At 57.2% G+C, this 23,955-nt stretch carries 22 protein-coding genes; 9 read left to right on the top strand and 13 right to left on the bottom strand.

The features are described 5' to 3' along the window. Positions 1 to 3: 3 nt before the first annotated feature. Positions 4 to 333: a copper-binding protein gene (locus ACU4F7_RS06260; RefSeq protein WP_029592198.1), complete on the bottom strand. Its 330-nt coding sequence runs from the start codon at positions 331 to 333 to the stop codon at positions 4 to 6. Between the two features lie 64 nt (positions 334 to 397). Next, positions 398 to 805: a DUF2946 domain-containing protein gene (locus ACU4F7_RS06255; RefSeq protein WP_481638270.1), complete on the bottom strand. Its 408-nt coding sequence runs from the start codon at positions 803 to 805 to the stop codon at positions 398 to 400. A 379-nt stretch (positions 806 to 1,184) separates the two neighbouring features. Here ACU4F7_RS06255 and dcuC point away from each other — a divergent pair, with 379 nt between their 5' ends. Together dcuC and rna are read left to right on the top strand one after the other, a co-directional pair. After that, positions 1,185 to 2,561: an anaerobic C4-dicarboxylate transporter DcuC gene (dcuC, locus tag ACU4F7_RS06250; protein WP_029592196.1), complete on the top strand. Its 1,377-nt coding sequence runs from the start codon at positions 1,185 to 1,187 to the stop codon at positions 2,559 to 2,561. Positions 2,562 to 2,685: 124 nt separating this feature from the next. After that, a complete protein-coding gene (gene rna / locus ACU4F7_RS06245) occupies positions 2,686 to 3,483 on the top strand; it encodes a ribonuclease I (protein ID WP_481638701.1) in 798 nt (265 codons plus the stop codon). Between the two features lie 71 nt (positions 3,484 to 3,554). Here the strand turns inward: rna and ACU4F7_RS06240 are convergent, their stop codons facing one another. From ACU4F7_RS06240 to ACU4F7_RS06210, 7 genes are all read right to left on the bottom strand, one after another. Then, entirely contained in the window at positions 3,555 to 3,839 is a 285-nt protein-coding gene (locus ACU4F7_RS06240) for a hypothetical protein (protein WP_029592194.1), read from the bottom strand. Between the two features lie 420 nt (positions 3,840 to 4,259). Beyond that, positions 4,260 to 5,933: a glycoside hydrolase family 13 protein gene (locus ACU4F7_RS06235; RefSeq protein ID WP_481638269.1), complete on the bottom strand. Its 1,674-nt coding sequence runs from the start codon at positions 5,931 to 5,933 to the stop codon at positions 4,260 to 4,262. Then, positions 5,933 to 7,591 carry a glycoside hydrolase family 13 protein gene (locus ACU4F7_RS06230; RefSeq protein ID WP_029592192.1) on the bottom strand — a complete coding sequence of 553 codons (1,659 nt, stop codon included), beginning with the start codon at positions 7,589 to 7,591 and terminating at the stop codon, positions 5,933 to 5,935. Before ACU4F7_RS06230 ends, ACU4F7_RS06235 begins: the two co-directional genes overlap by 1 nt. Positions 7,592 to 7,605: 14 nt before the next feature. Beyond that, the gene (locus ACU4F7_RS06225; RefSeq protein ID WP_024555464.1) at positions 7,606 to 8,721 is read right to left on the bottom strand and encodes an ABC transporter ATP-binding protein; all 1,116 of its coding nucleotides are present in this window, start codon (positions 8,719 to 8,721) and stop codon (positions 7,606 to 7,608) included. Between the two features lie 3 nt (positions 8,722 to 8,724). Then, a complete protein-coding gene (locus ACU4F7_RS06220; RefSeq protein WP_024561429.1) occupies positions 8,725 to 9,570 on the bottom strand; it encodes a carbohydrate ABC transporter permease in 846 nt (281 codons plus the stop codon). Then, positions 9,570 to 10,523, bottom strand: a complete 954-nt coding sequence (locus ACU4F7_RS06215) for a carbohydrate ABC transporter permease (RefSeq protein WP_024561428.1) — start codon at positions 10,521 to 10,523, stop codon at positions 9,570 to 9,572. Before ACU4F7_RS06215 ends, ACU4F7_RS06220 begins: the two co-directional genes overlap by 1 nt. A 165-nt stretch (positions 10,524 to 10,688) precedes the next feature. Next, positions 10,689 to 11,954 (bottom strand): ABC transporter substrate-binding protein, encoded by a 1,266-nt coding sequence (locus ACU4F7_RS06210; RefSeq protein WP_481638700.1) that lies wholly within the window; start codon positions 11,952 to 11,954, stop codon positions 10,689 to 10,691. A gap of 445 nt (positions 11,955 to 12,399) precedes the next feature. Here ACU4F7_RS06210 and ACU4F7_RS06205 point away from each other — a divergent pair, with 445 nt between their 5' ends. Next, the gene (locus tag ACU4F7_RS06205) at positions 12,400 to 13,776 is read left to right on the top strand and encodes a GntP family permease (protein ID WP_481638268.1); all 1,377 of its coding nucleotides are present in this window, start codon (positions 12,400 to 12,402) and stop codon (positions 13,774 to 13,776) included. Between the two features lie 145 nt (positions 13,777 to 13,921). Then, positions 13,922 to 14,332 (top strand): nucleoside diphosphate kinase regulator, encoded by a 411-nt coding sequence (rnk, locus tag ACU4F7_RS06200; RefSeq protein ID WP_024555469.1) that lies wholly within the window; start codon positions 13,922 to 13,924, stop codon positions 14,330 to 14,332. Positions 14,333 to 14,470: 138 nt separating this feature from the next. On the opposite strand, the gene ACU4F7_RS06195 is transcribed toward rnk, so the two are convergent. The 3 genes from ACU4F7_RS06195 to ahpC form a co-directional block, all read right to left on the bottom strand. Continuing rightward, complete coding sequence (locus ACU4F7_RS06195; RefSeq protein ID WP_029592189.1) at positions 14,471 to 15,721, bottom strand: zinc-dependent alcohol dehydrogenase; 1,251 nt, start codon at positions 15,719 to 15,721, stop codon at positions 14,471 to 14,473. Positions 15,722 to 16,062: 341 nt separating this feature from the next. Next, positions 16,063 to 17,628, bottom strand: coding sequence for an alkyl hydroperoxide reductase subunit F (gene ahpF, locus ACU4F7_RS06190; RefSeq protein WP_024555471.1), 1,566 nt, complete (start codon positions 17,626 to 17,628; stop codon positions 16,063 to 16,065). Positions 17,629 to 17,879: 251 nt separating this feature from the next. Beyond that, complete coding sequence (gene ahpC / locus ACU4F7_RS06185) at positions 17,880 to 18,443, bottom strand: alkyl hydroperoxide reductase subunit C (RefSeq protein ID WP_024555472.1); 564 nt, start codon at positions 18,441 to 18,443, stop codon at positions 17,880 to 17,882. 388 nt (positions 18,444 to 18,831) lie between these two features. Here ahpC and dsbG point away from each other — a divergent pair, with 388 nt between their 5' ends. Next, positions 18,832 to 19,575, top strand: coding sequence for a thiol:disulfide interchange protein DsbG (gene dsbG / locus ACU4F7_RS06180; protein ID WP_029592188.1), 744 nt, complete (start codon positions 18,832 to 18,834; stop codon positions 19,573 to 19,575). Positions 19,576 to 19,700: 125 nt separating this feature from the next. Further along, on the top strand, positions 19,701 to 20,618 hold the full coding sequence (gene citR, locus ACU4F7_RS06175; RefSeq protein ID WP_481638267.1) for a DNA-binding transcriptional repressor CitR: 918 nt from the start codon (positions 19,701 to 19,703) through the stop codon (positions 20,616 to 20,618). A gap of 24 nt (positions 20,619 to 20,642) precedes the next feature. Here the strand turns inward: citR and ACU4F7_RS06170 are convergent, their stop codons facing one another. Further along, a complete protein-coding gene (locus tag ACU4F7_RS06170; RefSeq protein WP_481638266.1) occupies positions 20,643 to 21,803 on the bottom strand; it encodes a pyridoxal phosphate-dependent aminotransferase in 1,161 nt (386 codons plus the stop codon). A 140-nt stretch (positions 21,804 to 21,943) separates the two neighbouring features. Between ACU4F7_RS06170 and ACU4F7_RS06165 the strand changes: the two genes are divergently transcribed. The 3 genes from ACU4F7_RS06165 to ACU4F7_RS06155 are packed head-to-tail and all read left to right on the top strand — an operon-like array spanning position 21,944 to position 23,783. Beyond that, positions 21,944 to 22,558, top strand: a complete 615-nt coding sequence (locus ACU4F7_RS06165) for a methylthioribulose 1-phosphate dehydratase (RefSeq protein ID WP_029592185.1) — start codon at positions 21,944 to 21,946, stop codon at positions 22,556 to 22,558. Then, on the top strand, positions 22,555 to 23,244 hold the full coding sequence (mtnC, locus tag ACU4F7_RS06160; RefSeq protein ID WP_481638265.1) for an acireductone synthase: 690 nt from the start codon (positions 22,555 to 22,557) through the stop codon (positions 23,242 to 23,244). The genes ACU4F7_RS06165 and mtnC overlap by 4 nt, the downstream gene beginning before the upstream one ends. Continuing rightward, positions 23,241 to 23,783 (top strand): 1,2-dihydroxy-3-keto-5-methylthiopentene dioxygenase, encoded by a 543-nt coding sequence (locus tag ACU4F7_RS06155; RefSeq protein ID WP_481638264.1) that lies wholly within the window; start codon positions 23,241 to 23,243, stop codon positions 23,781 to 23,783. Before mtnC ends, ACU4F7_RS06155 begins: the two co-directional genes overlap by 4 nt. Positions 23,784 to 23,955 lie beyond the last annotated feature (172 nt).

The following is a 23,955-nucleotide window of genomic DNA, read 5'->3' as shown; positions in this document are numbered from 1 at the left end:
GTTTTACTTCGCAGGCGTTGCGGAAATGAGCTGGTATCCTTCGGCCGTCTGGCGGAAGGTGAACGCCACGGCATCGCCCGGTTTCAGCGCCACCGGCGTGGTGGGCTGGGCGAACGTCATGGTCATCGGCGGCCAGTTAAGAGCGGGGATTGCCTGATGGGCGATAGCGACGCCTTGCGCGTCCGCCTTCTTCACAATGCCCTGAGAGGCGTATACGGGCGCGTCAGCTGGCGCCATCTGATGCATATCATGATGATGGGACGCGGTAAACGCGGAAAAGGAGGTCAACGCGGCAACGGCCGCCAGTAAAACGCAAAGCAGTAAACGAGACATAATTTTCTCCAGAATTCAGTCGGTAAAAGGGCCTGAGCCCGGTAAAGGCACGACAGTTCTGGATCTATTCGCGAAACCGGCAAAAACGAAGCGTTGCCGGCGGCCCTGCTGCGGGAGGTGTAAGCGACCAGTGAGAAGCGGTTGCGGGCGGGCAAGGCGGCTGCGCCACGGCCAGCGTATCGGCAACCGGCAGCGCCGCCAGAGAGAGATGCACGGTCTCTTTTTGCGCGAGATCCGGCACGCAGTGTTTTTCACAGGCGGCGGGTTTCGCGTGAGCGCCGGGCATCGCCGGGCTTTGCAGATGCCCCATGTGCTGCGCCATGACCGTATCGCCGCTAATCGCCAGTCCGCAATCATGGGAGGCGAGAGCAAGCTGGCTGCCGATAAACAAAAAGCCCAGCGCCAGCAGCAGCCTTATCAGGTGCAGCCGGAGCGCGCGCAGACTTTTGGTTCTGGCAAACAGCGTTAGCATAAATTCACTTTATGAATAGAAATTATCGGGAGTATAACGAGGCGAGATTCACTTAGACACGCCTTTTTAAGGCTTTTACATATGGCCCGCTAAAAAACACGTTTAATTAACATTCAGGCTATTTTCCCAACGGCATTATTTACCTGTTCGCTAACAATTGACGCACGCTAATAACCTCCCTTAGGTGAAACTGGCCCGTATAATTATTTACTTACCTCTTCCGCTACGGTACAAAATTGCACGTAACCACGCTTTTCGTTGATTTTTATCAGCTAAACGCGTTGAAGATTTAGGCACATTCGTTGCGTTTCTTCCCCCTTTCTTATTATGACTTGTTATTCGGGCGCCCTGTCGCGGGCCGCGATTAGCAGAGGAATTTATGCAAATACTTCTGGAGCTTTTTATCGGCGTCATCGTCATTGCCGGTGTGGCGCGTTATATCATTAAGGGCTATTCCGCCACCGGCGTGTTATTTGTCGGCGGCCTGCTCTTATTAATCCTCAGCGCGCTGATGGGTCATCAGGTTTTACCGGCCAGCAGCGAGTCCACCGGTTATACCGCCACCGATATCGTCGAATATGTCAAAATCTTGCTGATGAGCCGCGGCGGCGATCTCGGCATGATGATTATGATGCTGTGCGGGTTTGCCGCTTACATGACCCACATCGGCGCTAACGATATGGTGGTTAAGCTCGCGTCAAAGCCGCTGCGCTACATCAACTCCCCTTATCTGCTGATGATTGCCGCCTATTTCGTCGCCTGCCTGATGTCGCTCGCCGTCTCGTCAGCAACCGGCCTTGGCGTGTTGCTTATGGCCACGCTCTTTCCGGTGATGGTGAACGTCGGCATCAGCCGCGGCGCCGCCGCCGCCATTTGCGCCTCGCCTGCGGCTATCATTCTTTCGCCCACCTCCGGCGACGTGGTGCTGGCCGCCAAAGCCGCCGAAATGCCGCTTATCGATTTCGCGTTTAAAACCACATTGCCGATTTCCATCGCCGCGATTATCGCCATGGCGATTGCTCACTTTTTCTGGCAGCGCTATCTCGATAAAAAAGAGCAGGTAAGCCACGAGATGCTGGACGTTAGCGACATCGAAACCACGGCGCCGTCGTTCTACGCCATCCTGCCCTTTACGCCTATCCTCGGCGTGCTGATTTTCGACGGCAAATGGGGGCCGCAACTGCATATCATCACGATTCTGGTGCTGTGCATTTTGCTGAGCGCGGTGATTGAATTTTTTCGCGGCTTCAATACGCAAAAGGTCTTTTCCGGGCTTGAGGTCGCCTACCGCGGCATGGCGGACGCGTTTGCAGGCGTGGTGATTCTGCTGGTCGCCGCCGGCGTTTTCGCGCAGGGGTTAAGCGCCATCGGCTTTATCGAAAGCCTTATCTCTATCGCCACCTCGTTTGGCTCCGCCAGCATTATTCTGATGCTGGTGCTGGTGACGCTGACCATGCTCGCCGCCATGACGACCGGCTCCGGCAACGCGCCGTTTTATGCCTTCGTGGAGATGATCCCAAAACTTGCCCACAGCTCCGGCATCAACCCCGCCTACTTGTCGATTCCTATGCTGCAGGCCTCCAACCTTGGCCGCACCATTTCACCGGTTTCAGGCGTCGTGGTCGCGGTGGCCGGGATGGCAAAAATTTCACCTTTTGAAGTGGTGAAGCGCACGTCAGTTCCGGTTGTCGTGGGTCTGCTCGTGGTGATTATCGCCACTCAACTGCTGGTGCCTTCCGCCGCGCTTGCGCAGTAACGCCGGTCGTGATGAAAAGCGCCTGCGGGCGCTTTTTGTGTTTAAATAAATAGTAATAATTAAACGCTTTCAAATATTGAGAAACAGAATGTTCAGGATGCGAAACGTAGCCCTTTGCGGGCTGATGTTGTCAGGATGGCATATCGCCCAGGCGGCGGAAACGAAACCGCTGATGGCGGAAGCGAAGCCGCTGGTGGCGCAAAAATACCAGGATTTTGACCGCTATGTGCTGGCGCTCTCCTGGCAAACCGGCTTTTGCCAGAGCATGCATGACCGCAAGCGGGACGAACCTCAGGAGTGCAGCACGCAAAAAGAGCAGGACGATAAGCGTACTTATCTGACCGCGCACGGCCTGTGGCCCGGCCTGCCGAAATCTATCGCCGCGCGGGGCGTCGATGAACGACGCTGGATGCGCTTTGGCTGCGCCACCCGCCCGATCCCGGATATGCCGATGGCAAGCCCGGCCAGAAAATGCGCCGCCGCGGAAACCGGGCTGTCGCTGGAATCCGCCGCGCGCCTGAGCGAAGTGATGCCCGGCGCAGGCGGCGACTCCTGCCTTGAACGTTACGAATACGCCAAACACGGCGTCTGCTTCGGCTTCGACCCGGACGCCTATTTCGGCGCCATGGTGCGCCTGAACGGCGAAATTAAGCAGAGCGCGCTCGGCGCTTTCCTTGCCGACAACTACGGTAAAACCATTCGCCGGGCGGATTTTGATAAGGCGCTGGCCAGAGCCTGGGGTAACGGCAGCGTTAAAGCGGTGAAACTCACCTGCAACGGCAACCCTGCCTACCTGACCGAAATGCAGGTATCTCTTAACGCGGCGAGCATCAATGCCCCGCTCTCGCCCGCCTCCTTCGCCCCGCAGCCGCATCCCGGCAACTGCGGCAAGCAGTTTGTGCTGGATGAAGTGGGCTATTAAGACAAGACGCGCTTCGGCAAGAGGTTAAGCCGAAGGCGTTTGCAGGGCGCAACGCCTTCGGCTTTATGTTTCTATCCCTCGTTGGCCTCGCGCCAGGCTTTCACCATTGCCGGCGTAATGTCCTCTTTATAGCAGAGCGGCGATTCGCCGCCCGGTCGGCTCCAGGCGCTGCGCCCGCCACAGCTGCGGCCGTTGCGCATGCTGTTATAAGGGCACGGGCAGTTGCCGGAATAGTCCGCTATCGATTCCTTAATCATTTGGGCTTTAACCTGGTCGTCACTGAGCCGCGCCTCGGCAGGCGACGTCCACAAAGCGGCGGCAGCGAACGTCGCCGCGATTAGCACAACAAGACGCATTGGTAACTCCTTAAACCGTCATTTCGGCTTTCCGCCGTGATGGTATAGCGGAAACCTGTTTTTATCTGCGCCTGGAAAAGGGGGGGCGCCGGGCAATAAAGCTCACAAGGGCGGGCTGCATGACCTGCTGCATAGCTGGCTGCGTCGCCGCGGCAACCCCTGCGAGGGCTTATTGATGGCAGGCAGTGTCGCGAAATATAACGCCGACAGTATTAACGTCGGTCAAGAAAGGGAAAACCAAACGGAATAATGCTTTCGAGGTAGGTCAAACTCAACGCAAATAATGGCTTTGCGCATCAGATTAATCAAAAAATATAATTACCGAGAGGGACTATTTAATAAAGGCGGGGTTGAAAAGAGTCTACCGCAATACGAAATAAAAACGCGGCAGCCTTTGGCTGCCGCTGAATATCCGGAAAATCAGCTGAATTTATACACCCGCGCTTCCCAGGCGCGCAGGCGGTAACCCTCTTCCCACTCGGCGACGTTCGCCAGGACACATTGCGCGCCCTCAAGCGTTAACGCCTCTTCATCCCAGACTGCCGCCTTGCCCGACATATTGCACAGCACCACGAAGCGCTCGTCACCGTAGAGACGGCTGTAAGCGTAAATCTGCTCGTGATCGTCCAGCAGCAGGTCGTAGCGGCCGTAAACCAGCGCTTTTTCCCGCTTGCGCAGGTGGATCATCTGGCGATAGAAGTTGAGCACCGACTGCGGATCGTGCAGCTGGTTCTCTACGTTTATCATTTCAAAATTCGGGTTTACCTTAAGCCAGGGTTCGTGGGTGCTGAAGCCCGCGTGCGGCGAGCTGTCCCACTGCATCGGCGTGCGCGAATTATCGCGCCCGGTGCGGGTAAGAAACGCAATAATTTCCGCATTGCTCATCCCCATCCGCTTAAGGTCTATGGCTTTGTTTTTCGCCGACACGTCGTCAAAATCCGCAAGACTCGCAAAGCGGGTATTGGTCATGCCGATTTCCTGCCCCTGGTAGATAAAAGGGGTGCCCTGCATCAGAAAGTACATCGCCGCGATGCAGGTGGCGCTTTCACGCCAGTGATGCTCGGTATCGCCCCAGCGCGAGGTAATGCGCGTTACGTCGTGGTTCTCTACGTAGAGCGCGTTCCAGCCTTTACCCTCCAGCGCCTCCTGCCAGCCGGTGAAGATTTTTTTCAGCACGGCGGGCGTTGGCCGCAGCCCCGCCTGCGGCTCCCACAGGCGCACATGCTCAAACTGAAACACCATATTGAGCCGCCCGCGGTTCTCCCCCACCCACTCTTCAGCATGCACCGCGTCCAGGCCGTTCATTTCACCCACGGTCACGATGTCATAGTGGTTAAAAACGTTGCCGCAGATATCGTCCACATAGTCGAGCAGGCCGTCATAGTTCAGATGGCTGATCATTGAGGGCGCATAGGGCAGGTTCTCCGGGTTCGGCACGTCGGCGAGCGTCGGCTCTTTTTTCAGGTGCGAAATGGCGTCGATGCGAAAGCCGTCGATGCCTTTGTCGAGCCACCAGCGCATCATCTCGTAGACCGCCGTGCGCATCTCACGGTTTTCCCAGTTGAGATCGGGCTGTTTGCGGCTAAAGAGGTGCATGAAATACTGGTTGGTCGCCTCGTCATACTCCCAGGCGGAGCCGTTGAAGATGGATTCCCAGTTATTCGGCTCGGCGCCGTTTTTGCCGTCGCGCCAGATATACCAGTCGCGCTTCGGGTTATCTTTCGATGCGCGTGATTCCAGGAACCAGGGGTGTTCATCGGAGGTGTGGTTCACCACCAGGTCAAGGATAAGCCGCATGCCGCGCGCATGGGTCTCTTCCAGCAGGCGGTCGAAATCGGCCATGGTGCCGAACTCTTCCATAATGGCGTGATAATCGCTGATGTCGTAGCCATTATCGTCGTTCGGCGAGCGATACATCGGACATATCCAGATGAGATCGATGCCGAGGTCTTTTAAGTAATCCAGCTTTTCGGTCACGCCGTTTAAATCGCCGATGCCGTCGCCGTTGCTGTCCTTAAAGCTGCGCGGATAGACCTGATAAGCCACCGCTTCTTTCCACCAGCGCTCGCGCACCGGCGTGATTGCCTCACCCATTAAGCCTCCCCATTACGAATAAGCAGCGCAAAAGATTCATACGGCTGTAACTCCAGGCTCACGGCCAGCTGATCACGGGGCGCGTAGTTGCTGATTAAACAGTCGCCGTGCCAGCTCTGCATCTGCTCAGGAATGGGCAGCGTGAGGTGGTTGCCGAAAAAGTTGTTGATGACTAACAGCAGTTCGCCTTCGTAGCGACGCACCCAGGCAAACACTTCCGGGTGGTCGGCAAAGAGCATTTGATAATCGCCATAGACCAGTATCGGATACTGCTTACGCAGCGCCACCAGCTTCTGGTAGTGCCAGAGGATGGAGTCCGGCTCGCTGAGCGCCTGGGCGACGTTAATGGTTTCATAGTTGGGATTAACGCCGAGCCACGGCGTGCCGGTGGTGAAGCCCGCGTTGGGGCTGGTGTCCCACTGCATCGGCGTGCGGGCGTTGTCGCGCCCGTTGGCGTAGATGCCGGTCATCATTTCATCATGAGCCACCCCGCTTGCCACGCGCTCGCGGTAAAGGTTCAGGCTTTCGATATCGCGGTACTCTTCAAGGGTCGAAAAGCGCACGTTAGTCATGCCTATCTCTTCGCCCTGATAGATATAGGGCGTCCCTTTCAGGCAGTGCAGCGCGGTGGCGAGCATTTTGGCGGACACCTCGCGGTATTCGCCATCGTCGCCGAATTTCGACACCGCGCGCGGCAGATCGTGGTTGCTCCAGAAAAGCGAGTTCCAGCCGCGGTCGGCGAGCGCCGTCTGCCAGGTGTCGATGCTCTGCTTGAAACGCGAAAGCTCAAACGGCCGGCTGCGCCATTTGCCGTGCACTTCATCCCAGGTTTGCTTGATATGGTCGAACTGAAAGACCATGGAAAGCTCTTCCCGCGCCGGGTCGCTGTAGAGCAGCGCATCTTCCGGCGTGGCGCTCCAGGTTTCCCCGACGGTAATGGAATCGCGCGGGCCGAAGGTGGCGCGGTTCATCTGGCGGATCAACAGGTGCAGGTTTTTGCCGTTGGCCATGATCTGCTTATCGACCTCTTTGCCGATAAGATCGATAACGTCCATGCGAAAGCCGCCGATGCCGCGATCGAGCCAGCGGTTCATCATGGCATGCACCTCTTCATGCACGCGGGGGTTGTCCCAGTTGAGATCGGGCTGACGCACCGAAAACTGATGCAGGTAATATTCGCCGCTCGCGTCGTCATACGCCCAGCCGCTGCCGCCAAAATAGGATCGGAAGTCATTAGGCGGCCCGCCGTCCGGCGCCGGTTTGCGCCAGATGTAAAAATCGCGGTACGGGTTATCAGTGCCCTTTTTCGCTTCAATAAACCAGGGGTGTTCGTCCGAGGTATGGTTCACCACGAGATCCATCAGGATATGGATATCGCGCGTCTTCGCTTCCTGAATCAGCCGCTCCATCTCCTCCAGGGTGCCGAACTCGTCGGCGATATCGTCGTAATCGGAGATGTCATATCCGTTGTCATCCATCGGCGATTTGTAAACCGGGGAGAGCCAGATAAGGTTAATGCCAAGCTGCTGGAGATAGTCGAGTTTGCTGATGATGCCTGCCAGATCGCCCACGCCGTCGCCATTGGCGTCCATAAAACTGCGCGGGTAAATCTGGTAGACCACCGCGTTGTGCCACCATTTCTTGTCGATTGCTTTCATCGCGCTCCCTTCAGTCAGTGCCGTTGTTGCGGGATCTTCAGCCGTGGAAACGCCACGCCCGAACTATCAAATAAATAGCAATGCTCGGGTGAAAGCCTTAGCCCTACGTGCTGTTCGGGCTGCACTTCCAGCCTTTCAGTATGGCGCATCACCAGCGGTTCTGCGCCGTAGCCGCCGTTTACGTACAACAGCGTCTCGTTGCCCATATGTTCGACAAACAACACTTCCCCTTCCACATCGGCCCCGGCGAGATCCACTATCTCCAGATGTTCCGGGCGAATGCCAAGCCGCACCGCCTCGCCGTCGCCCGCCCGGCGCGCGTCCACCGGCAGCCGGATGCGCTGACGATTCTCAAGCTCCACCTCGCAGTCAAACTCGCCGCCGCGCAAGAGCTTGCCATGGATAAGATTCATTTTAGGCGAGCCGATAAACTGGGCGACAAAGACGTTTTGCGGCGCGTCGTACAATTCAAGCGGCGTGCCGACCTGCTCGATTCGCCCCTGGTTGAGCACCACGATGCGATCGGCAAGCGTCATCGCTTCAACCTGATCGTGAGTCACGTAGAGAATAGTGGCGTTAATGCGCTTATGCAGCGCCGCAATCTCCATGCGCATCTGCACGCGCAGCGAGGCGTCGAGGTTAGAGAGCGGCTCGTCGAAGAGAAACAGGCTTGGCTCGCGGACAATCGCCCGCCCTATCGCCACGCGCTGGCGCTGGCCGCCAGAGAGATCCTTCGGCCGCCGGTCCAGCAGATGCTCCAGTTGCAGAATGCGCGCGCTCTCCTGCACCCGCTCGTCTATCTCTTTTTGCGAAAGCTTCGCCATCTCCAGCGCGAAGGCCATATTCTGGTAAACCGTCATGTGCGGGTAGAGCGCGTAAGACTGAAAAACCATGCCGATGCCGCGCTCGGAGGGCGAATCATCGTTGACCCGCGCGTTATCGATAAACATGTCGCCGTCGGTTATCTCTTCAAGCCCCGCCACCAGGCGCAGCAGCGTTGACTTTCCGCAGCCTGACGGCCCCACCACCACCACGAACTCGCCGCTGTTGATCTGCAAATCGAGCGGTTTGATCACCTCCGCATGGGAGCCGTAGCGTTTTTGTATTTTCTCTAAGCGTAATTGCGCCATGGTCTACCCCTTAATCGCGCCGCTGGTCAGGCCGCTGACGATGCGTTTCTGGAACACCAGCACCAGGATGATGATAGGCAGCGTCACCACCACCGATGCCGCCATAATGCTGCCCCACGGCAGCTCGAAGCTTGACGCGCCGCTAAACAGACTGATGGCGACCGGCACGGTGCGCTTGTCGCCGGAGATAATAAACGTGAGCGCGAACATGAATTCGTTCCACGCGCCGATAAACGCCAGCAGGCCGGTAGTGACCAGCGCTGGCGCCAGTATTGGCGCGAAAACGCGGCGAATAATAGTGCCGGTTTTCGCGCCGTCGACGATGGCCGCCTCTTCAAGCTCCACCGGAATCGACTTCATAAAGGTGGTCAGCACCCAGACGGTAAAGGGCAGCGAAAAGGTGGTGTAAGAGAGCACCAGCGCGCCGAGCGAGTCATAAAGCCCGAGAAAGCGCACCAGTTCGAACATGCCGGTGAGCACCGCCACCTGCGGGAACATCGATACGCAAAGAATGGTGAACAGCAGCACCTTGCGCCCGCGAAACGGCACCCGGGCCAGCGCGAACGAGGCGGTAATGGAGACCAGCAAACAGAGCCCCACCGTCACCGTCGCCACCAGCACCGAGTTAAGCAGGCTGCGGGCGATGCCGTTATCTACCAGCGCCACCACGTAGTTATCCCAGTGCCAGCCAGTGGGCAGATAGGAAGGCAGGAAGAGTTCCTGGCCGGTGCGCAGCGAGGTAAGAATGGCGTAGTAAAACGGGAAAACGCAGAACAAGCAGGCAAGTAGCGCGCCGAAGAAAATCAGCGCCTTAAATGCCGCCTTCCGCTGCCAGCGGGTGGTTTTCATCAGCGTTTCTCCTTCTCGTTAAGCCGTGAAACGCGGATAAAGCAGGCGGCAATGCCCGCCACCATCATAAAGACCAGCACCGACGCCGCCGAGCCGACGCCCATATCCTGATAAGAGACGATCTGTTCGCGGGCATAGCCGGAAATAGACATCGTCGCCTCACTGTTGGAGGTCAGCACGTAGATAAGGTCGAAGACGCGCATGGCGTCCATGATGCGAAAAATCAGCGCCACCACCAGCGCGGGCATAATGAGCGGCAGCGTGATGCGCTTAAAGCGCTGCCACGGGCTCGCGCCATCCACCTTCGCCGCCTCATAGAGATCCGCCGGAATAAGCTGCAGCGCGGCAAGCAGCATCAGCGCCATAAACGGCGTGGTTTTCCAGACATCGGCTATCACCACCGCCCACATGGAGAGCGAAGGTTCGGCAATCCAGGCGAGATGGGAAGGCAGACCAATGGCGCCAAGCAGGTCGTTCACCACGCCGTACTGATCGTGGAACATCCAGCCCCACATCTTGGCACTGACGATGGTAGGGATCGCCCAGGGCACCAGAATGGCGGTGCGCACCAGTCCCTGGCCGCGGAATTTTTCATTCATCAGCAGCGCCAGCAGCATGCCGAGCAGCAGCTCCAGCGCCACTGAGGTAAAGGTAAACCACAGGGTGTTGCCTACCGCCTGCCACCAGAGCGGGTCGCTCAGCACGCCAATGGCGGTGTCGTCGCGCATCGCGTAATAGTTGGCGAGGCCGACCATTTCATACTCGCCGGGGTTATCCAGCATGGCGTTGGTAAAGCTAAACCAGATGGTGCGAAAGAGCGGCCAGCCCGCCGCCAGCGCCAGCAACAGTAGCGCCGGCAGGATAAGCCCCCACGCCACGCGACGGCGGCGCTGATGCCAGGTGAGCTTGCGGGCAGGCGCAGTAACAGGTTGCGTAAGGCTATCGGATTTCATAAGCGCTCCGTAGTCAGAGAAACAACGGTTATTTCCTCCGGGCAGGCCCCTCGCCCCGGCCCTCTCCCTTTGTGCGAAAGCCCCGAAAATCGGGTCTCGCTTACCTGCGGGTTCCCTCGTCCCGTCTAAGAGAGGGTCATGGCGAGGGGCTATTGCGGCAAAACCTTACCGCCAGCCGGCGCCTTTCACCCGGTTAAGCCGCCGCTCCAGGTCCGCCGCCGCCTTCTTACCATCCTCTTTGCCGTTCAGCACGCTGAAGGTCACATTGAAAATGGCGTTGGAAACGCGCGGATACTGGGCTTTGGTTACCGTCGCCGGGCGCGGCGCGGCTTTGGCGAAAATATCGCGGAACATGGTGAGCTGCGGCGCCATGGCCAGCACTTCTTTATCTTCATAAAGCGCGACGCGGGTAGGCGCATGGCCGATGATTTTCAGGCGCGTTTTCTGCGAATCGTCATCGGTAAGGATTTTCAGCAGCTCAATGGCCGCCTGCGGGTTTTTGGTGTTGGCGTTAACCGACCACTGCCAGCCGCCCAGCGCCGTGGCGCTCTGTCCCCCTTCGCCTGCTGGCAGCGGCGCGACGCCGACTTTGCCTTTCAGCGGGCTGTCTTGCGCCTGCGAGAGCTGCCAGACGTAAGGCCAGTTGCGCATAAAGAGCGCGTCGCCATTCTGGAAGACGGTGCGCGACTCCTCTTCTTTGTAGCCCAGCACCCCTTTCGGCGAGATGGTGCCGATCCAGCTTTTCGCCATATCAAACGCCCGGGCCGCCTTCTCGTTATTGATGGTCACGTTCCCTTTTTCATCGACAAAAGAACCACCGCCGTAAGACTGCACCCACTCCAGCGCGTTGCAGGTCAGCCCCTCGTAAGATTTGCCCTGGAAAATGTATCCCCAGAAGTTCTTGCGGCCCGCCTTGCGCTCTTCAGCCTGAATTTTGGTGGCGATGCGCGTCATCTCTTCCCAGGTTTTGGGCGGCTGCTCGTTATATTTCTCCAGCAAATCTTTGCGGTAAAAGAGCACGCCGGTGTCGATGTAGTTAGGGATAGCCTTCAGGCGGCCGTTAACCGTGTCGTTCTGCCACGGCCCTTCGAAGAACTGATCTTTCTGATTGCCCATCGCGTCGGTGAGGTCGAGCGTTTGCTTATCGAGCAGCCCCACCCAGATAGTGTCGGATTCAAACACGTCGACCGCTTTTTCATCTTTCGCGGCGAAAAGCTGCTGGAGCAACGCCAGCTTTTCATCCGAAGCGGCCGGGAATTCGATAAATTCAAGCTGGTTGCCGGTCTGCTTTTCAAACCGCTCTTTGATGTACTGGCAATATTGTTTACCGCCGGGTGAAACAGGACATTCCATGCGCAGGGTATCGGCAAAAGCGAAATGGCTGGTTCCCGCCAGCGCCAGGGTTATGACACTTAACGTCAGCTTTTTCATCATTTCCTCTTATGAGCTGTAGTCAGACAGAGGTGGCGTTGCGCCGCCGTAATCGGAAAGGTGTACAGAAAATCACCTATAAAAAAGCTAGTTAATGAAAGCGTTAAGCGGCAAAGATCATGAATATTCGCTGCTTAAAAGCTGGATATGGCCGACATTTCTGCGCATTTCATCAAAAAAAGGTGCGCAAAAACGGCGAGATGAACTATGAGACGTTTGCAGCGCCGCGGCGAGAGGCAGAGAGCGGTTTTACGACTAAAATTTATCCTTTCCGGACCGGTTAAGGGATAAAAGGCGGAGTTTGAAGTCTGTCGCAAAATGTTAATAAACATGTCGAGGGTTATTTACATCACCTTGCATGTTACCGATATCATGTTACCGGTATCAGAGAAGGCAACGCTCCGGCAATCCGCCTCTCTACTCTACTTCTGAGGAAAAAATAAAGATGACGGAAATAACTGCTGTTTACGGCGCGGGGACCCTGCTCGGTATCGCCGCCGCCGCAGTGGCCCTTCTGCTGGTGCTCATCATGCGCTTTAAGGTGCATGCTTTTCTGGCCCTGACGCTGGTGAGCATCGTGGTGGCGCTGGTCACCAGAGTGCCGTTCGATAAAATCGTGCCAACCATTCTGACCGGCTTTGGCAGCACGCTTGCGGGCGTGGCGCTGCTGGTAGGCCTTGGCGCGATGATTGGCCGCCTGCTGGAGGTTTCCGGCGGCGCGAAAGTGCTCGCCGATACGCTGATTAATAAATTTGGCGAACATCGCGCGCCGTTCGCCCTCGGCATCGCCTCGCTGCTGTTTGGCTTCCCTATCTTCTTCGACGCAGGCCTGGTCGTGATGCTGCCGATTATCTTCAGCGTGGCGAAGCAGTTCGGCGGCTCAACGCTGAAATACGCCTTCCCGGCGGCAGGCGCCTTTGCCGTTATGCATGCGCTGGTGCCGCCGCATCCGGGCCCGGTCGCCGCAAGCGAATTGCTCGGCGCCAACATCGGCCTGCTGGTGATTCTGGGGCTTATCGTCGCCCTGCCAACGTGGTACATCGGCGGCTACCTGTTCGGTCTCTATGCCGGTAAAAAGTTTAACGTGAAGCTGCCCACCTCGTTCCTGGGCGACGTGGAAGTGGATAAAGACCATCGTCCGCCTTCTTTCGGCATGGTGCTCACTATCCTGCTGCTGCCGCTGGCGCTGATTTTCCTTGATACCGGCCTGAATACCGCCAAAGTGCTCGGCTGGGTAAGCGGCGACAATACGGTGGTCAACTTCCTGCGCATGCTCGGGAAAACCCCGGTGGCGCTGCTTATCACCGTCTTCTTTGCGCTGATGGTCTTTAGCCGCAACCACAGCCGCCAGCATCTGGAGAAAATTTGCGACGGCGCGCTCGGCCCCATCTGCGGCATTATTCTGGTGACCGGCGCGGGCGGCATGTTCGGCGGCGTACTGCGCGCAAGCGGCATTGGCGACGCGCTGGCGGGCGTACTCTCCGATACCGGCATGCCCGTTATTCTCGCGGCGTTTGTTATCTCTACCGCGCTTCGCGTGGCGCAGGGCTCCGCAACGGTCGCGCTGACCACTACCGCCGCGCTGGTCGCGCCGATGGTGCAGGCCACACCTGGCTTAAGCCAGTTCGACCTTTGCTTTATCGTTATCGCCATCGCAGGCGGCGCGACCGTGCTGTCGCACGTGAATGACTCCGGCTTCTGGCTGGTGGGCCGCTTCCTGGAGATGGACGAGAAAACCACGCTGAAAACCTGGACCGTAATGGAAACCCTGCTCGGCTCCATCGCCTTTGTGCTGGCCGCTATCGGCAGCGTGCTGCTCTAAGGCGCGTTCTGTGAGCTGAGTCACTTTAAACGGCGGGCGCGGCTCAGTATCATCCCCTCAAGGAGACCCTCATCGTTTTGGCGGTGGGGGTTTTTCTTTGGACACCTTTTAGCGGCCTGGCCGTAAGTATCGACATGGAGTAAATATGTCCCGACCTGCCATTATCATTAACGAACTCGACGCCGAGCGTCTCGATATGCTGCTGGAGAAGCCCGCCTTCGCCGGTTTGCCTGTCGCTCAGGCGTTAAACGAGGAACTTGACCGCGCGCAGATCTGCCGCCCGCAAGCGCTGCCCGCCGATGTGGTGAGCATGAACAGCCAGGTCAAATTTCGCGACCTGACCAGCGGCGAGGTCTATCTGCGCACCCTGGCTTACCCGGCGCAGGTGACCGACAGCACGTCACAGCTCTCCGTTATGGCGCCGGTGGGCGCGGCGCTGCTGGGGCTGCGCGTGGGCGACGCCATCCGCTGGCCGCTGCCGGACGGCAGCGAAACCCATCTTGAGGTGCTTGAGCTGCTCTACCAGCCTGAAGCGGCGGGCGAGTACCACCGCTAAGCCTGTTCAGAGGATGCCCCGCATCCTCTTTCCGTTTTTATCGAGCGTTTACGACGCTGCGCGCCCTTCAGCGAACCCTCAGCGCTTTTGCTTTTGACAGGCAAAAAAACGCCGCTGGCGATGCAGCGGCGCGACGGGTTACGGCTGTACCGGGTTTAGCGGCTCCAGCGGCGTATTGCTAAGCGCGCTCGCGCGTTCGCGGGCGGCTTCCGGCGTGGCGGCGCCCGGAACAAGAATAACCTTGCGGCACTCCTCTTCTTTCTTATCGAAAACCTTATAGCCGTGCACCGCATCTTCCAGCGGTAAATAGTGGGTGACGATTTCTTCGGGCTTCAACAGCCGTTTTTCAACTAACGGCAGTAGCTCCGGCAGCCATGCCTGAACGTGCGTCTGGCCCATTTTGAACGTCAGCCCTTTGTCGAAGGCGTCGCCAAACAAAAAGCCGTGGATAAAGCCCGCATACACGCCCGGCACGCTGACTATCCCGCCGCGGCGCACCGCCGCAATGCACTGGCGCAGCGCTTTACCGCTGCTGCCTTCAATTTTCAGGTTGCTCAGCACGGTTTCGGTCAGGCTGCCTTTAGCCTCAAACCCGACGGCGTCAATGACGGCGTCAACGCCGCGGTTGCCCGTTGTGTTTTCGATGATAAACGCGGCCGGATCGTCGTTATCGTCAAAGTTAATAGGAATAGCGCCGTAGCGTTCTTTGGCGAATGCCAGGCGGTAATTATTGTGGTCGATACTAAAGATCTGCTCCGCCCCCAGCAGGCGGGCGCAGGCGGCGCAGAGCAGCCCCACCGGACCGGCGCCGAAGATAGCGACGCTGGAGCCTTTTTCTACCTGCGCGTTTTTTACCGCCTGCCAGGCCGTAGGCAGAATGTCGGAGAGAAACAGCACTTTGTCATCCGAAAGCACCGGCGGCACTTTGAGCGGGCCGACGTTGCCTTTCGGCACGCGCACATATTCCGCCTGCCCGCCCGGCACGCCGCCATACAGGCCGCTGAAGCCGAAGAGCGCGGCGGGCGACGTTATCGCTTTTTTGTTAAGGATGGCGCCCCGCCCGGGGTTGGTCGTTTCACAAGCGGAATATTGGTGGAGCTTACAGAAAAAACATTCGCCGCAGGCGATAACAAAAGGGATCACCACGCGGTCGCCTTTGCGCAGGTCTTTCACGTCGCGACCGGTCTCTACCACCTCCCCCATAAATTCATGGCCAAAGATATCGCCGTGGCTCACCTGAGGGATCTTGCCGCGATAAAGGTGCAAATCGGAGCCGCAAATCGCAGTGGCGGTGATGCGTAAAATCACATCATCCTGCGCTTCGATAATGGGATCCGGGACGTTTTCAACTTTGACATTATGAGGGCCGTGGTACGTCAGCGCTTTCATGTCGACCTCCTGGCGGATAAGTGAATGGTGTCGCAAGGCGATGAGCCCGGCAATTATTCAAGGGTAGACGGGGTAGCCGCGAGCTTGCACTGTTACCTACGCTGGGGTATTGGCGGTTTAAGAATAATCCTGGTGAACAGCGCGGCGCTGAGATGCATGTCTAATTGAGCCTGCGTAAGGCCCGTGAAACGTCTTGTTCGCCGCATTGCGGGCAGTCGCGCCCTCCTGGCGGAGAGCGCTGCGACGCAAGCATGACGGAATAATCAAACCTTCTGCGTTAAAAATAAAAAAGCCGCCCCGGAGGGCGGCTTTATCAGCGCAGGCTGTCTTACTTTTTTTGATTATGCCGTCTTAGTGCGAATCAGATAATCAAAGGCGCTGAGCGAGGCTTTCGCCCCTTCGCCGGTGGCGATGATTATCTGCTTGTACGGTACGGTGGTGCAGTCGCCCGCCGCGAACACGCCTTTCACGCTGGTTTCGCATTTGGCGTCGATAATGATTTCGCCCATGCGGTTGCGCTCAACGGCGCCTTCCAGCCAGGTGGTGTTCGGCAGCAAACCAATCTGTACGAAGATGCCCGCCAGCTCCAGGTTATGGATAGAGCCGCTCACGCGATCCTGGTACTCAAGACCGGTCAGTTTGGTGCCGTCGCCTTTCACTTCGGTGGTCATGGCGTTCAGAATGATGTCGACGTTTTTCAGGCTGCGCACTTTATCCTGCAGCACCTGGTCGGCTTTCATTTCCGGCGCGAATTCCAGCAGGGTGACGTGTTCAACGATGCCTGCGAGGTCAATCGCCGCTTCCACGCCAGAGTTGCCGCCGCCGATAACCGCTACGCGCTTACCTTTAAACAGCGGGCCGTCGCAGTGCGGGCAGTACGTCACGCCGCGGGTGCGATACTGCTCTTCGCCCGGCACGCCCATGTTGCGCCATTTTGCACCGGTGGCAATGATGATGCTGCGCGCTTTCAACACCGCGCCAGAAGCGGTTTCAATCTGATGCAGGCCGCCTTCAGTCGCCGCCGGAATCAGCTTCGTGGCGCTCTGGGTGTCGATAACGTCGACTTCATAGTCGTTAACGTGCGCTTTCAGCGCGCCAGCCAGCTTCTGGCCTTCGGTTTTCGGCACGGAGATATAGTTTTCGATATCCACCGTATCCAGCACCTGGCCGCCGAAACGCTCGCCCATCAAACCGGTACGGATGCCTTTACGAGCAGAGTAGACCGCCGCCGCCGCGCCCGCCGGGCCGGAGCCGACAATCAGCACGTCGAACGCGTCGCGTTTGTTCAGCGCTTCTGCCGCGCGTTTTTCCGCGCCGGTATCCACTTTAGAAACGATTTCCGCAAGCGTCATGCGGCCGGAACCGAACTCAACGCCGTTCAGGAACACCGCCGGAACGCCCATCACATTGCGATCGGTGATTTCGTTCTGGAACGCGCCGCCGTCAATCGCCGTGTGCTTGATGCGCGGGTTCAGCACCGACATCAGGTTCAGCGCCTGCACCACGTCCGGGCAGTTATGGCAAGAGAGCGAGTAGTAGGTTTCGAACTCAAAGTCGCCATCCAGCGCGGCTATCTGCTCCAGCATCTCTTTCGCTTCTTTCGACGGGTGTCCGCCGGTCCACAGCAGCGCGAGAACCAGAGAGGTAAATTCGTGACCCAGCGGGGAACCGGCGAAACGCGGGCCCTGGGTAGAACCTGGGTTAGTAATCAGGAATGAAGGTTTGCGCACGGCCAGCGTGTTGTCTTCTTTGAAAGAGACTTTATCTGACAGTTCCGCGATTTCAGCCAACAGTTCCTTGATCTCTGCCGATTTTGCGCTGTCATCCAGCGTGGCAATCAACTCAACAGGCTTTGTCAGTCGCTCAAGATAGGCTTTGAGCTGGGTTTTCATGTTTGTGTCGAGCATTGTTAATCTCCTGGGCTTAAAACATCATCATGCAAGCTGCCTTTTGCGGCTGCCTGAATGCAACTTGAATCATGGTGTGCGGGATAAAAATCGGGTGCAAAACTGCACCCGATATAAAGCATCTATTTTTCAAAGCATTTTCGCTTCAGAGCAAGGCGGCGAGCGCTCAAGTCCCCGGGAGCTTACTAAAGTAAGTGACCGGGGCGCGAGCGTGAAGCCAACGCAGCTATGACGCGAAAGCCGAAGAAAAATTAGATTTTGCCGACCAGGTCGAGGGAAGGAGCCAGAGTCGCTTCGCCTTCTTTCCATTTAGCCGGGCAAACTTCGCCTGGGTGAGCGGCAACGTACTGCGCTGCTTTGATTTTACGCAGCAGGTCAGACGCGTCGCGGCCGATGCCTTCAGCGGTAACTTCAATAGCCTGAATGATACCCTGCGGGTCAACGATGAAGGTGCCACGGTCAGCCAGGCCTTCGTCTTCACGCATGTTTTCGAAGTTACGGGTCAGGGCGCCAGTCGGGTCGCCGATCATCGCGTATTTGATTTTAGCGATGGTTTCGGAGCTGCTGTGCCATGCTTTGTGGGTGAAGTGGGTGTCAGTAGAAACGGAGTAAACGTCTACGCCCAGCTTCTGCAGTTCTTCGTAGTGGTCTGCAACGTCGCCCAGTTCAGTCGGGCAAACGAAGGTAAAGTCAGCCGGATAGAAGAAGAATACGCTCCAGCGGCCTTCAGTGTCTTTCTCGGTGACTTCGATGAATTCACCGTTTTTGAACGCCATGTTTTTGAAAGGTTTGATTTTGGTATTAATCAAGGACATCTATACTTCCTCCGTGTTTTCGATGTGTGTAAGTTATCGAAGTTTATTGATTGGTGCCAATGCGTTTGCATTATCAAATCAATAAGTGATAGCTAACAACCCACCGCTAACCGATTTGTGAACTAAACCAGGCCAACGCCCGCCATGTGCTGCCTTTTACGCAAGCGTAACGCGAAAAACAAAAAAGCCGCCCGCAGGGCAGCCTTCTTAGCGGTAAACCCCGCAACGAAATTCAGCGCAACGCGAGCCTACCAAAAGGCACCGGCAGCGCCAGCGATTAAAACACTCCCTTTTTCAAAGGGCAATCGGGACGATGAAAACTCCTGCCTATGACTGTGACAGGAATCGCTTATCAATGCCCTGCGCCCTTTTTAACGTTAAGGACTTTATGATGAAACGCCTGCTGCTGCTTTCGACCCTGCCCTTCTGCGCCAGCGCGCTGGAGCTGCCCGCCCCGGTGAAAGCAATAGAAAAACAAGGGGTTACTATTATCAAAACCTTTCCCGCCCCTAACGGCATGACGGGATACCTGGGCAAATACCAGGAGATGGGCGTGACCATTTATGTAACGCCGGACGGCAAGCACGCTATTTCCGGGTACCTTTATGATGATAAAGGGGTCAACCTGAGCGAAAAACGCATTGAGCAAGAGCTCTACGTGCCCGCCGGGCGGGAGATGTGGCAGCGGCTGGAAAAAGCGAAATGGATAAGCGACGGCAAGGCCGACGCGCCGCGCAAAATCTATGTTTTCGCCGACCCTTTCTGCCCTTATTGCCGCCAGTTCTGGCAGCAGGCGCGCCCCTGGGTAGAGTCTGGCAAAGTGGAGCTGCGCACGCTTTTAGTCGGCGTGATAAAACCGGAAAGCCCCGCTTACGCCGCCGCCATTCTGCGCGCCGAAGACCCGGCGCAAGCCTGGCGGGCCTTTGAGCAGTCCGGCGGTAAAACGGCGCCGGCGCTGCCGACGCGCGTACCCGAGGAGCAGGCGAAGGCGGTTAATATGAATCAGAAATTAATGGATGAGCTTGGCGCTAACGCCACTCCCGCTATCTATTACATGAATGAAGATAATGTGCTGCAACAGGTAGTGGGGCTACCGGATGAAGAGAAATTTGCCGCCATGATGGGAAAATAAACCTATGTCTTATTGATAAAAAACAAAGCGGCGTTCATTGCCAGCGCACTTTTTATAAACTCAGCTATGCTCTTAAAAGAAATTAACGAAGCGCGAAACGCTTTTTGTAATTGCTGAGGCTGGCAATGGCTAATCTTCAGGATTTAAAAAAGTTTGACCTCAATCTGCTGGTCATCTTCGAATGTATTTATCTGCATCGCAGCGTCAGCAAAGCGGCTGAAGCGCTGTTTCTTACCCCTTCGGCGGTCAGCCAGTCGTTACAACGCTTGCGCAATCAGCTTAACGATCCGCTGTTTATCCGCTCCGGCAAAGGCATCAGCCCTACCACCGTAGGCACGAATTTGCATATTTATCTTGAGGATAACCTTAATCAGCTGGAGCAGACGATCAACATCATGCAGGGCGCGCCGCTGCGCAAAAGTTTTGTTATTTATTGCGCCCAGTCGCTCGCTATCGATTTTTTCCCGACGCTTGCGGAAAAGTTTTTTCAGCAAAGCGATTACGAGCTGATTCATTACGATTCAGCGCTAAAAAATGAGACGGCGGAAGACCTGCTTATTTATCGCAAAGCGGATGTGATTATTGGACTGACGCCTATTCTTAGCCATTCCATTATTTGCAAATCCTGTTATAGCGAAGAGACGGTGCTGGTATGCGGCATGGAACATCCGCGCCTGAAGGAAAAAGCCGATGCCGTGATGCTGGCGCAGGAGAAATTCACCCTGTTTCAGGGCACAGGCCAGGGGCAAAAAGATTTCCATGTGAAAACCGACGAGGCGCTGCCGGAGCGCAGGATAGCCTTTCGCAGCAATTCCGCTATGTCGATTCTCGCGATGATAAGCAAAAGCGAACTGGTGGGAATTCTGCCGCGCTCCACTTACGAACGTTACAAGTCGCTGTTCCCGATTAAGCGCCTGGATATCGCCTTCACGCTGCCGAAAGTGGAATATTACATGGCCTGGAACCGCGCTGCGCTGGCGAATCCCGCCGTTACGCAGCTTATCGCCGATATCGAAGGCTATTTCGCCACGCGAAACGCGTAACCCCGGCCTGCGCCGGGGAGCGCGTTAAATGGCGGCGAGTTTTTCCGCCGCAGCGAGCAACGTCGCTTCCTGTTTGGCGAAGCAGAGGCGAATGAGCTTATGCGGGAACGGATCGGCGCAGAACACCGAAAGCGGAATAGCCGCTACCCCTACCTCTGTTGTCAGCCACTGGCAAAAGCTGACATCGTCCATGTCAGAGATAGCGCTGTAGTCCGCCAGCAGGAAATAGGTTCCCTCGCAGGGCAAAATCTCAAAACGGCTGTTCGCCAGCGCCTGAACAAAGCGGTCGCGGCGGGCCTGATAGAACGCCGGCAATTCGCGATAATGCGTCGGCTGGCTGCGCAGCATATCGGCAATCGCCAGCTGCGCGGGCGTATTCACCGCGAACGTTAAATACTGATGTACCTTGCGCAGCTCAGCGCTGAGCGCCGCGGGCGCCACGCAATAGCCCACCTTCCAGCCGGTCATATGAAAAGTTTTGCCGAATGAGGAGACGGCGATGGCGCGCTCGCGCAGCTGCGGATGCGCCAGCACGCTGGCGTGCCCTTCTTTCGCAAAGCAGATGTGCTCATACACTTCGTCGCTTAACACATAAATTTCACGCTCCGCGATGGCCTGCCACAGCGCGGCGAAATCCTCTTTTTGCCAGACGGTAGCGGAAGGGTTGTGCGGCGTGTTAAGGATAACCAACCGCGTACGCTCGCTCAGCAGCGAAGCGAAATGCGCCCAGTCGACGCGAAAATGCGGCGGCTGTAGCGCCTGGCGCTTCAGCACGCCGCCTGCAAGCTGCACCGCCGGGGCGTAGCTGTCGTAGCTTGGGTCGAAGCAGACAACCTCATCGCCCGGGCGCACCAGCGCGGTAATGGCGGCATAAAGCGCTTCTGTCGCGCCCGCCGTTACGGTGATATCGCTTGTCGGGTCGGGATAGTGGCCGTAAAGCTCTGCGGTCTTATCGGCAATGGCTTCGCGAAGCGGTTGCACGCCAGTCATCGGCGCATACTGGTTAGCGCCCTGCGCCACATGGTAAGCGAGCCGCTCCTGCAGGTAACGCGGGCCGTCAAAATCGGGGAACCCCTGGGAAAGATTAATCGCGTTATGCTGCTGCGCCAGCGCGCTCATCCGGGTGAAAATCGTGGTGCCGAGAGAAGGCAGTTTGCTCTCGGGAATCAAAGGCTTAATGCTCATTATTGGTTAACCTTTTGCGCCTGTTTCTGTTTACCCTGTGTTGCCGCCACTATAACACGATGTTAAGCTTTGGCAATCAAGACGCTTAGACGTCTAAACCATAACATTATTCCTGCCGCCACCACGCCACAAGGAAAGCTATGACACAACACCTGCAACTGGCCGCGCTTGTCGAAGCGTGCCACTGGATAGGCGCCAAAGGCTGGGCTCCGGCCACCGGCGGCAATATGTCGGTGCGCGAAGACGCCCGCTGGTGCTGGCTCAGCGAGTCGGGCAAAGATAAAGGCAGCCTGACGGCGGCGGATTTCCTGCAAGTGGAGATAGCCACTAACAAGGCGCCGTCCGGGCGCAAGCCCTCCGCCGAAACCGGTCTGCATACCCTTATTTACCGCCTTTTTCCTGACGCCGCCGCCGTGCTGCACGTGCATACCGTTAACGCGACGGTGCTTTCACGCGTGGAAAAAAGCGGCGAACTGCGCCTGAGCGGCTATGAAATGCAGAAATCGCTCAGCGGCCAGACGACCCATCTCGATACTCTGCCCATCGCCCTTTTCGATAATGACCAGGATATCGACGCGCTGGCCGGGCGCATTGAGGCTTACAGCCGCGAAAACCCGCTGCGCTACGGCTTTTTGCTGCGCGGCCACGGGCTAACCTGCTGGGGACGCAGCGTGGAAGAAGCGAAGCGCCATCTGGAAGGGTTGGAGTTTTTATTTGAATGCGAAATGCAGCGCAGGCTGCTGGAGAGAAGATGATCCGCGCCATTGTTACCGATATAGAAGGCACAACCAGCGACATCCGTTTCGTGCATAACGTGCTGTTTCCGTATGCTCGCGAGCGGCTGGCAAGCTTTGTTCAGGCGGGCGTTGATAGCGAACCCGTGCGCGCAATCCTGGATGATTTACGGGCGGAAATTTCACAGCCGCAGGCGACCCCGGACGCGCTGATTGCCGTGCTGCTCGGCTTTATGGAGGAAGATCGCAAATCCACCGCCTTGAAAGCGCTGCAGGGACACATCTGGCGCGACGGCTACGTCAACGGCGATTTTACCGGTCACCTTTACCCGGACGTGCTGCCCGCTTTCCGGCAATGGAAATCGCAGGGGATTGATCTCTATGTTTATTCCTCCGGTTCCGTCGCCGCGCAGAAACTGTTATTTGGCTACAGCGACGAAGGTGATATTACTGGGCTGTTCAGCGGTTATTTTGACACGCACGTTGGCGCGAAGCGGGAAACACACTCCTACCGCAACATAGCGGAGCAGATTGGTTTACCGCCGGCGCAGTTGCTGTTCTTATCCGATATCCGCCAGGAGCTGGACGCCGCGCGCGAAGCGGGCTGGCAAACGGTGCAGCTAATTCGCGGCGAGGCTGACCATGAAAGTCGCCATCGTCAGGTTTCCCGTTTTGATGACATTCACCCGGAGCAGACTTCTTTATGAGCGCACTGACAATTTTTACCGATAAGGAAGCCGGCGAGCCGCTGTTCCACAGCCGCGACGCCGAGGCCATTCGCGAAAAACTTAACGCGCAGGGCGTGCGTTTCGAGCGCTGGCAGGCAGACCGTGACCTGGGCGCCAACCCGGACGCGGAAACCGTGATTAAGGCGTATCAGCACGCCATCGACCGTCTGGTGGCGGAGAAAGGGTATCAGAGCTGGGATGTGATCAGCATGCGCGCCGACAACCCGCAAAAAGCGGCGATGCGCGAGAAATTTTTAAACGAGCACACCCACGGCGAAGACGAAGTGCGCTTTTTCGTGGAAGGCGCCGGGCTGTTTTGTCTGCATCTCGACGGCCACATCTATCAGGTGTTGTGCGAGAAAAACGATCTGATCTCCGTGCCCGCCGGCACGCCGCACTGGTTCGACATGGGTTCCGAGCCGCACTTTACCGCCATCCGCATTTTCGATAACCCCGAAGGCTGGATAGCGCAGTTTACCGGCGACGATATCGCGCAAGGCTATCCACGGCTGGCGTGACCGGGCCGTAGGGGGATTCGCGCTTTTCCCCCTCACCCCGACCCTCTCCCCAGAGGGACGAGGGAGAAAACCCGCGAGTGGCGCTGCGCTTACGCGCCCTCCTGACCAACAACACGCATTCTGCCCTACAGCGACACCACCTCAACTGTTTTAATCAACCTGCCAGCGATGA

It is taken from the genome of Franconibacter pulveris (assembly GCF_056780215.1).
This window is presented reverse-complemented; position numbering and strand designations above follow the sequence as displayed.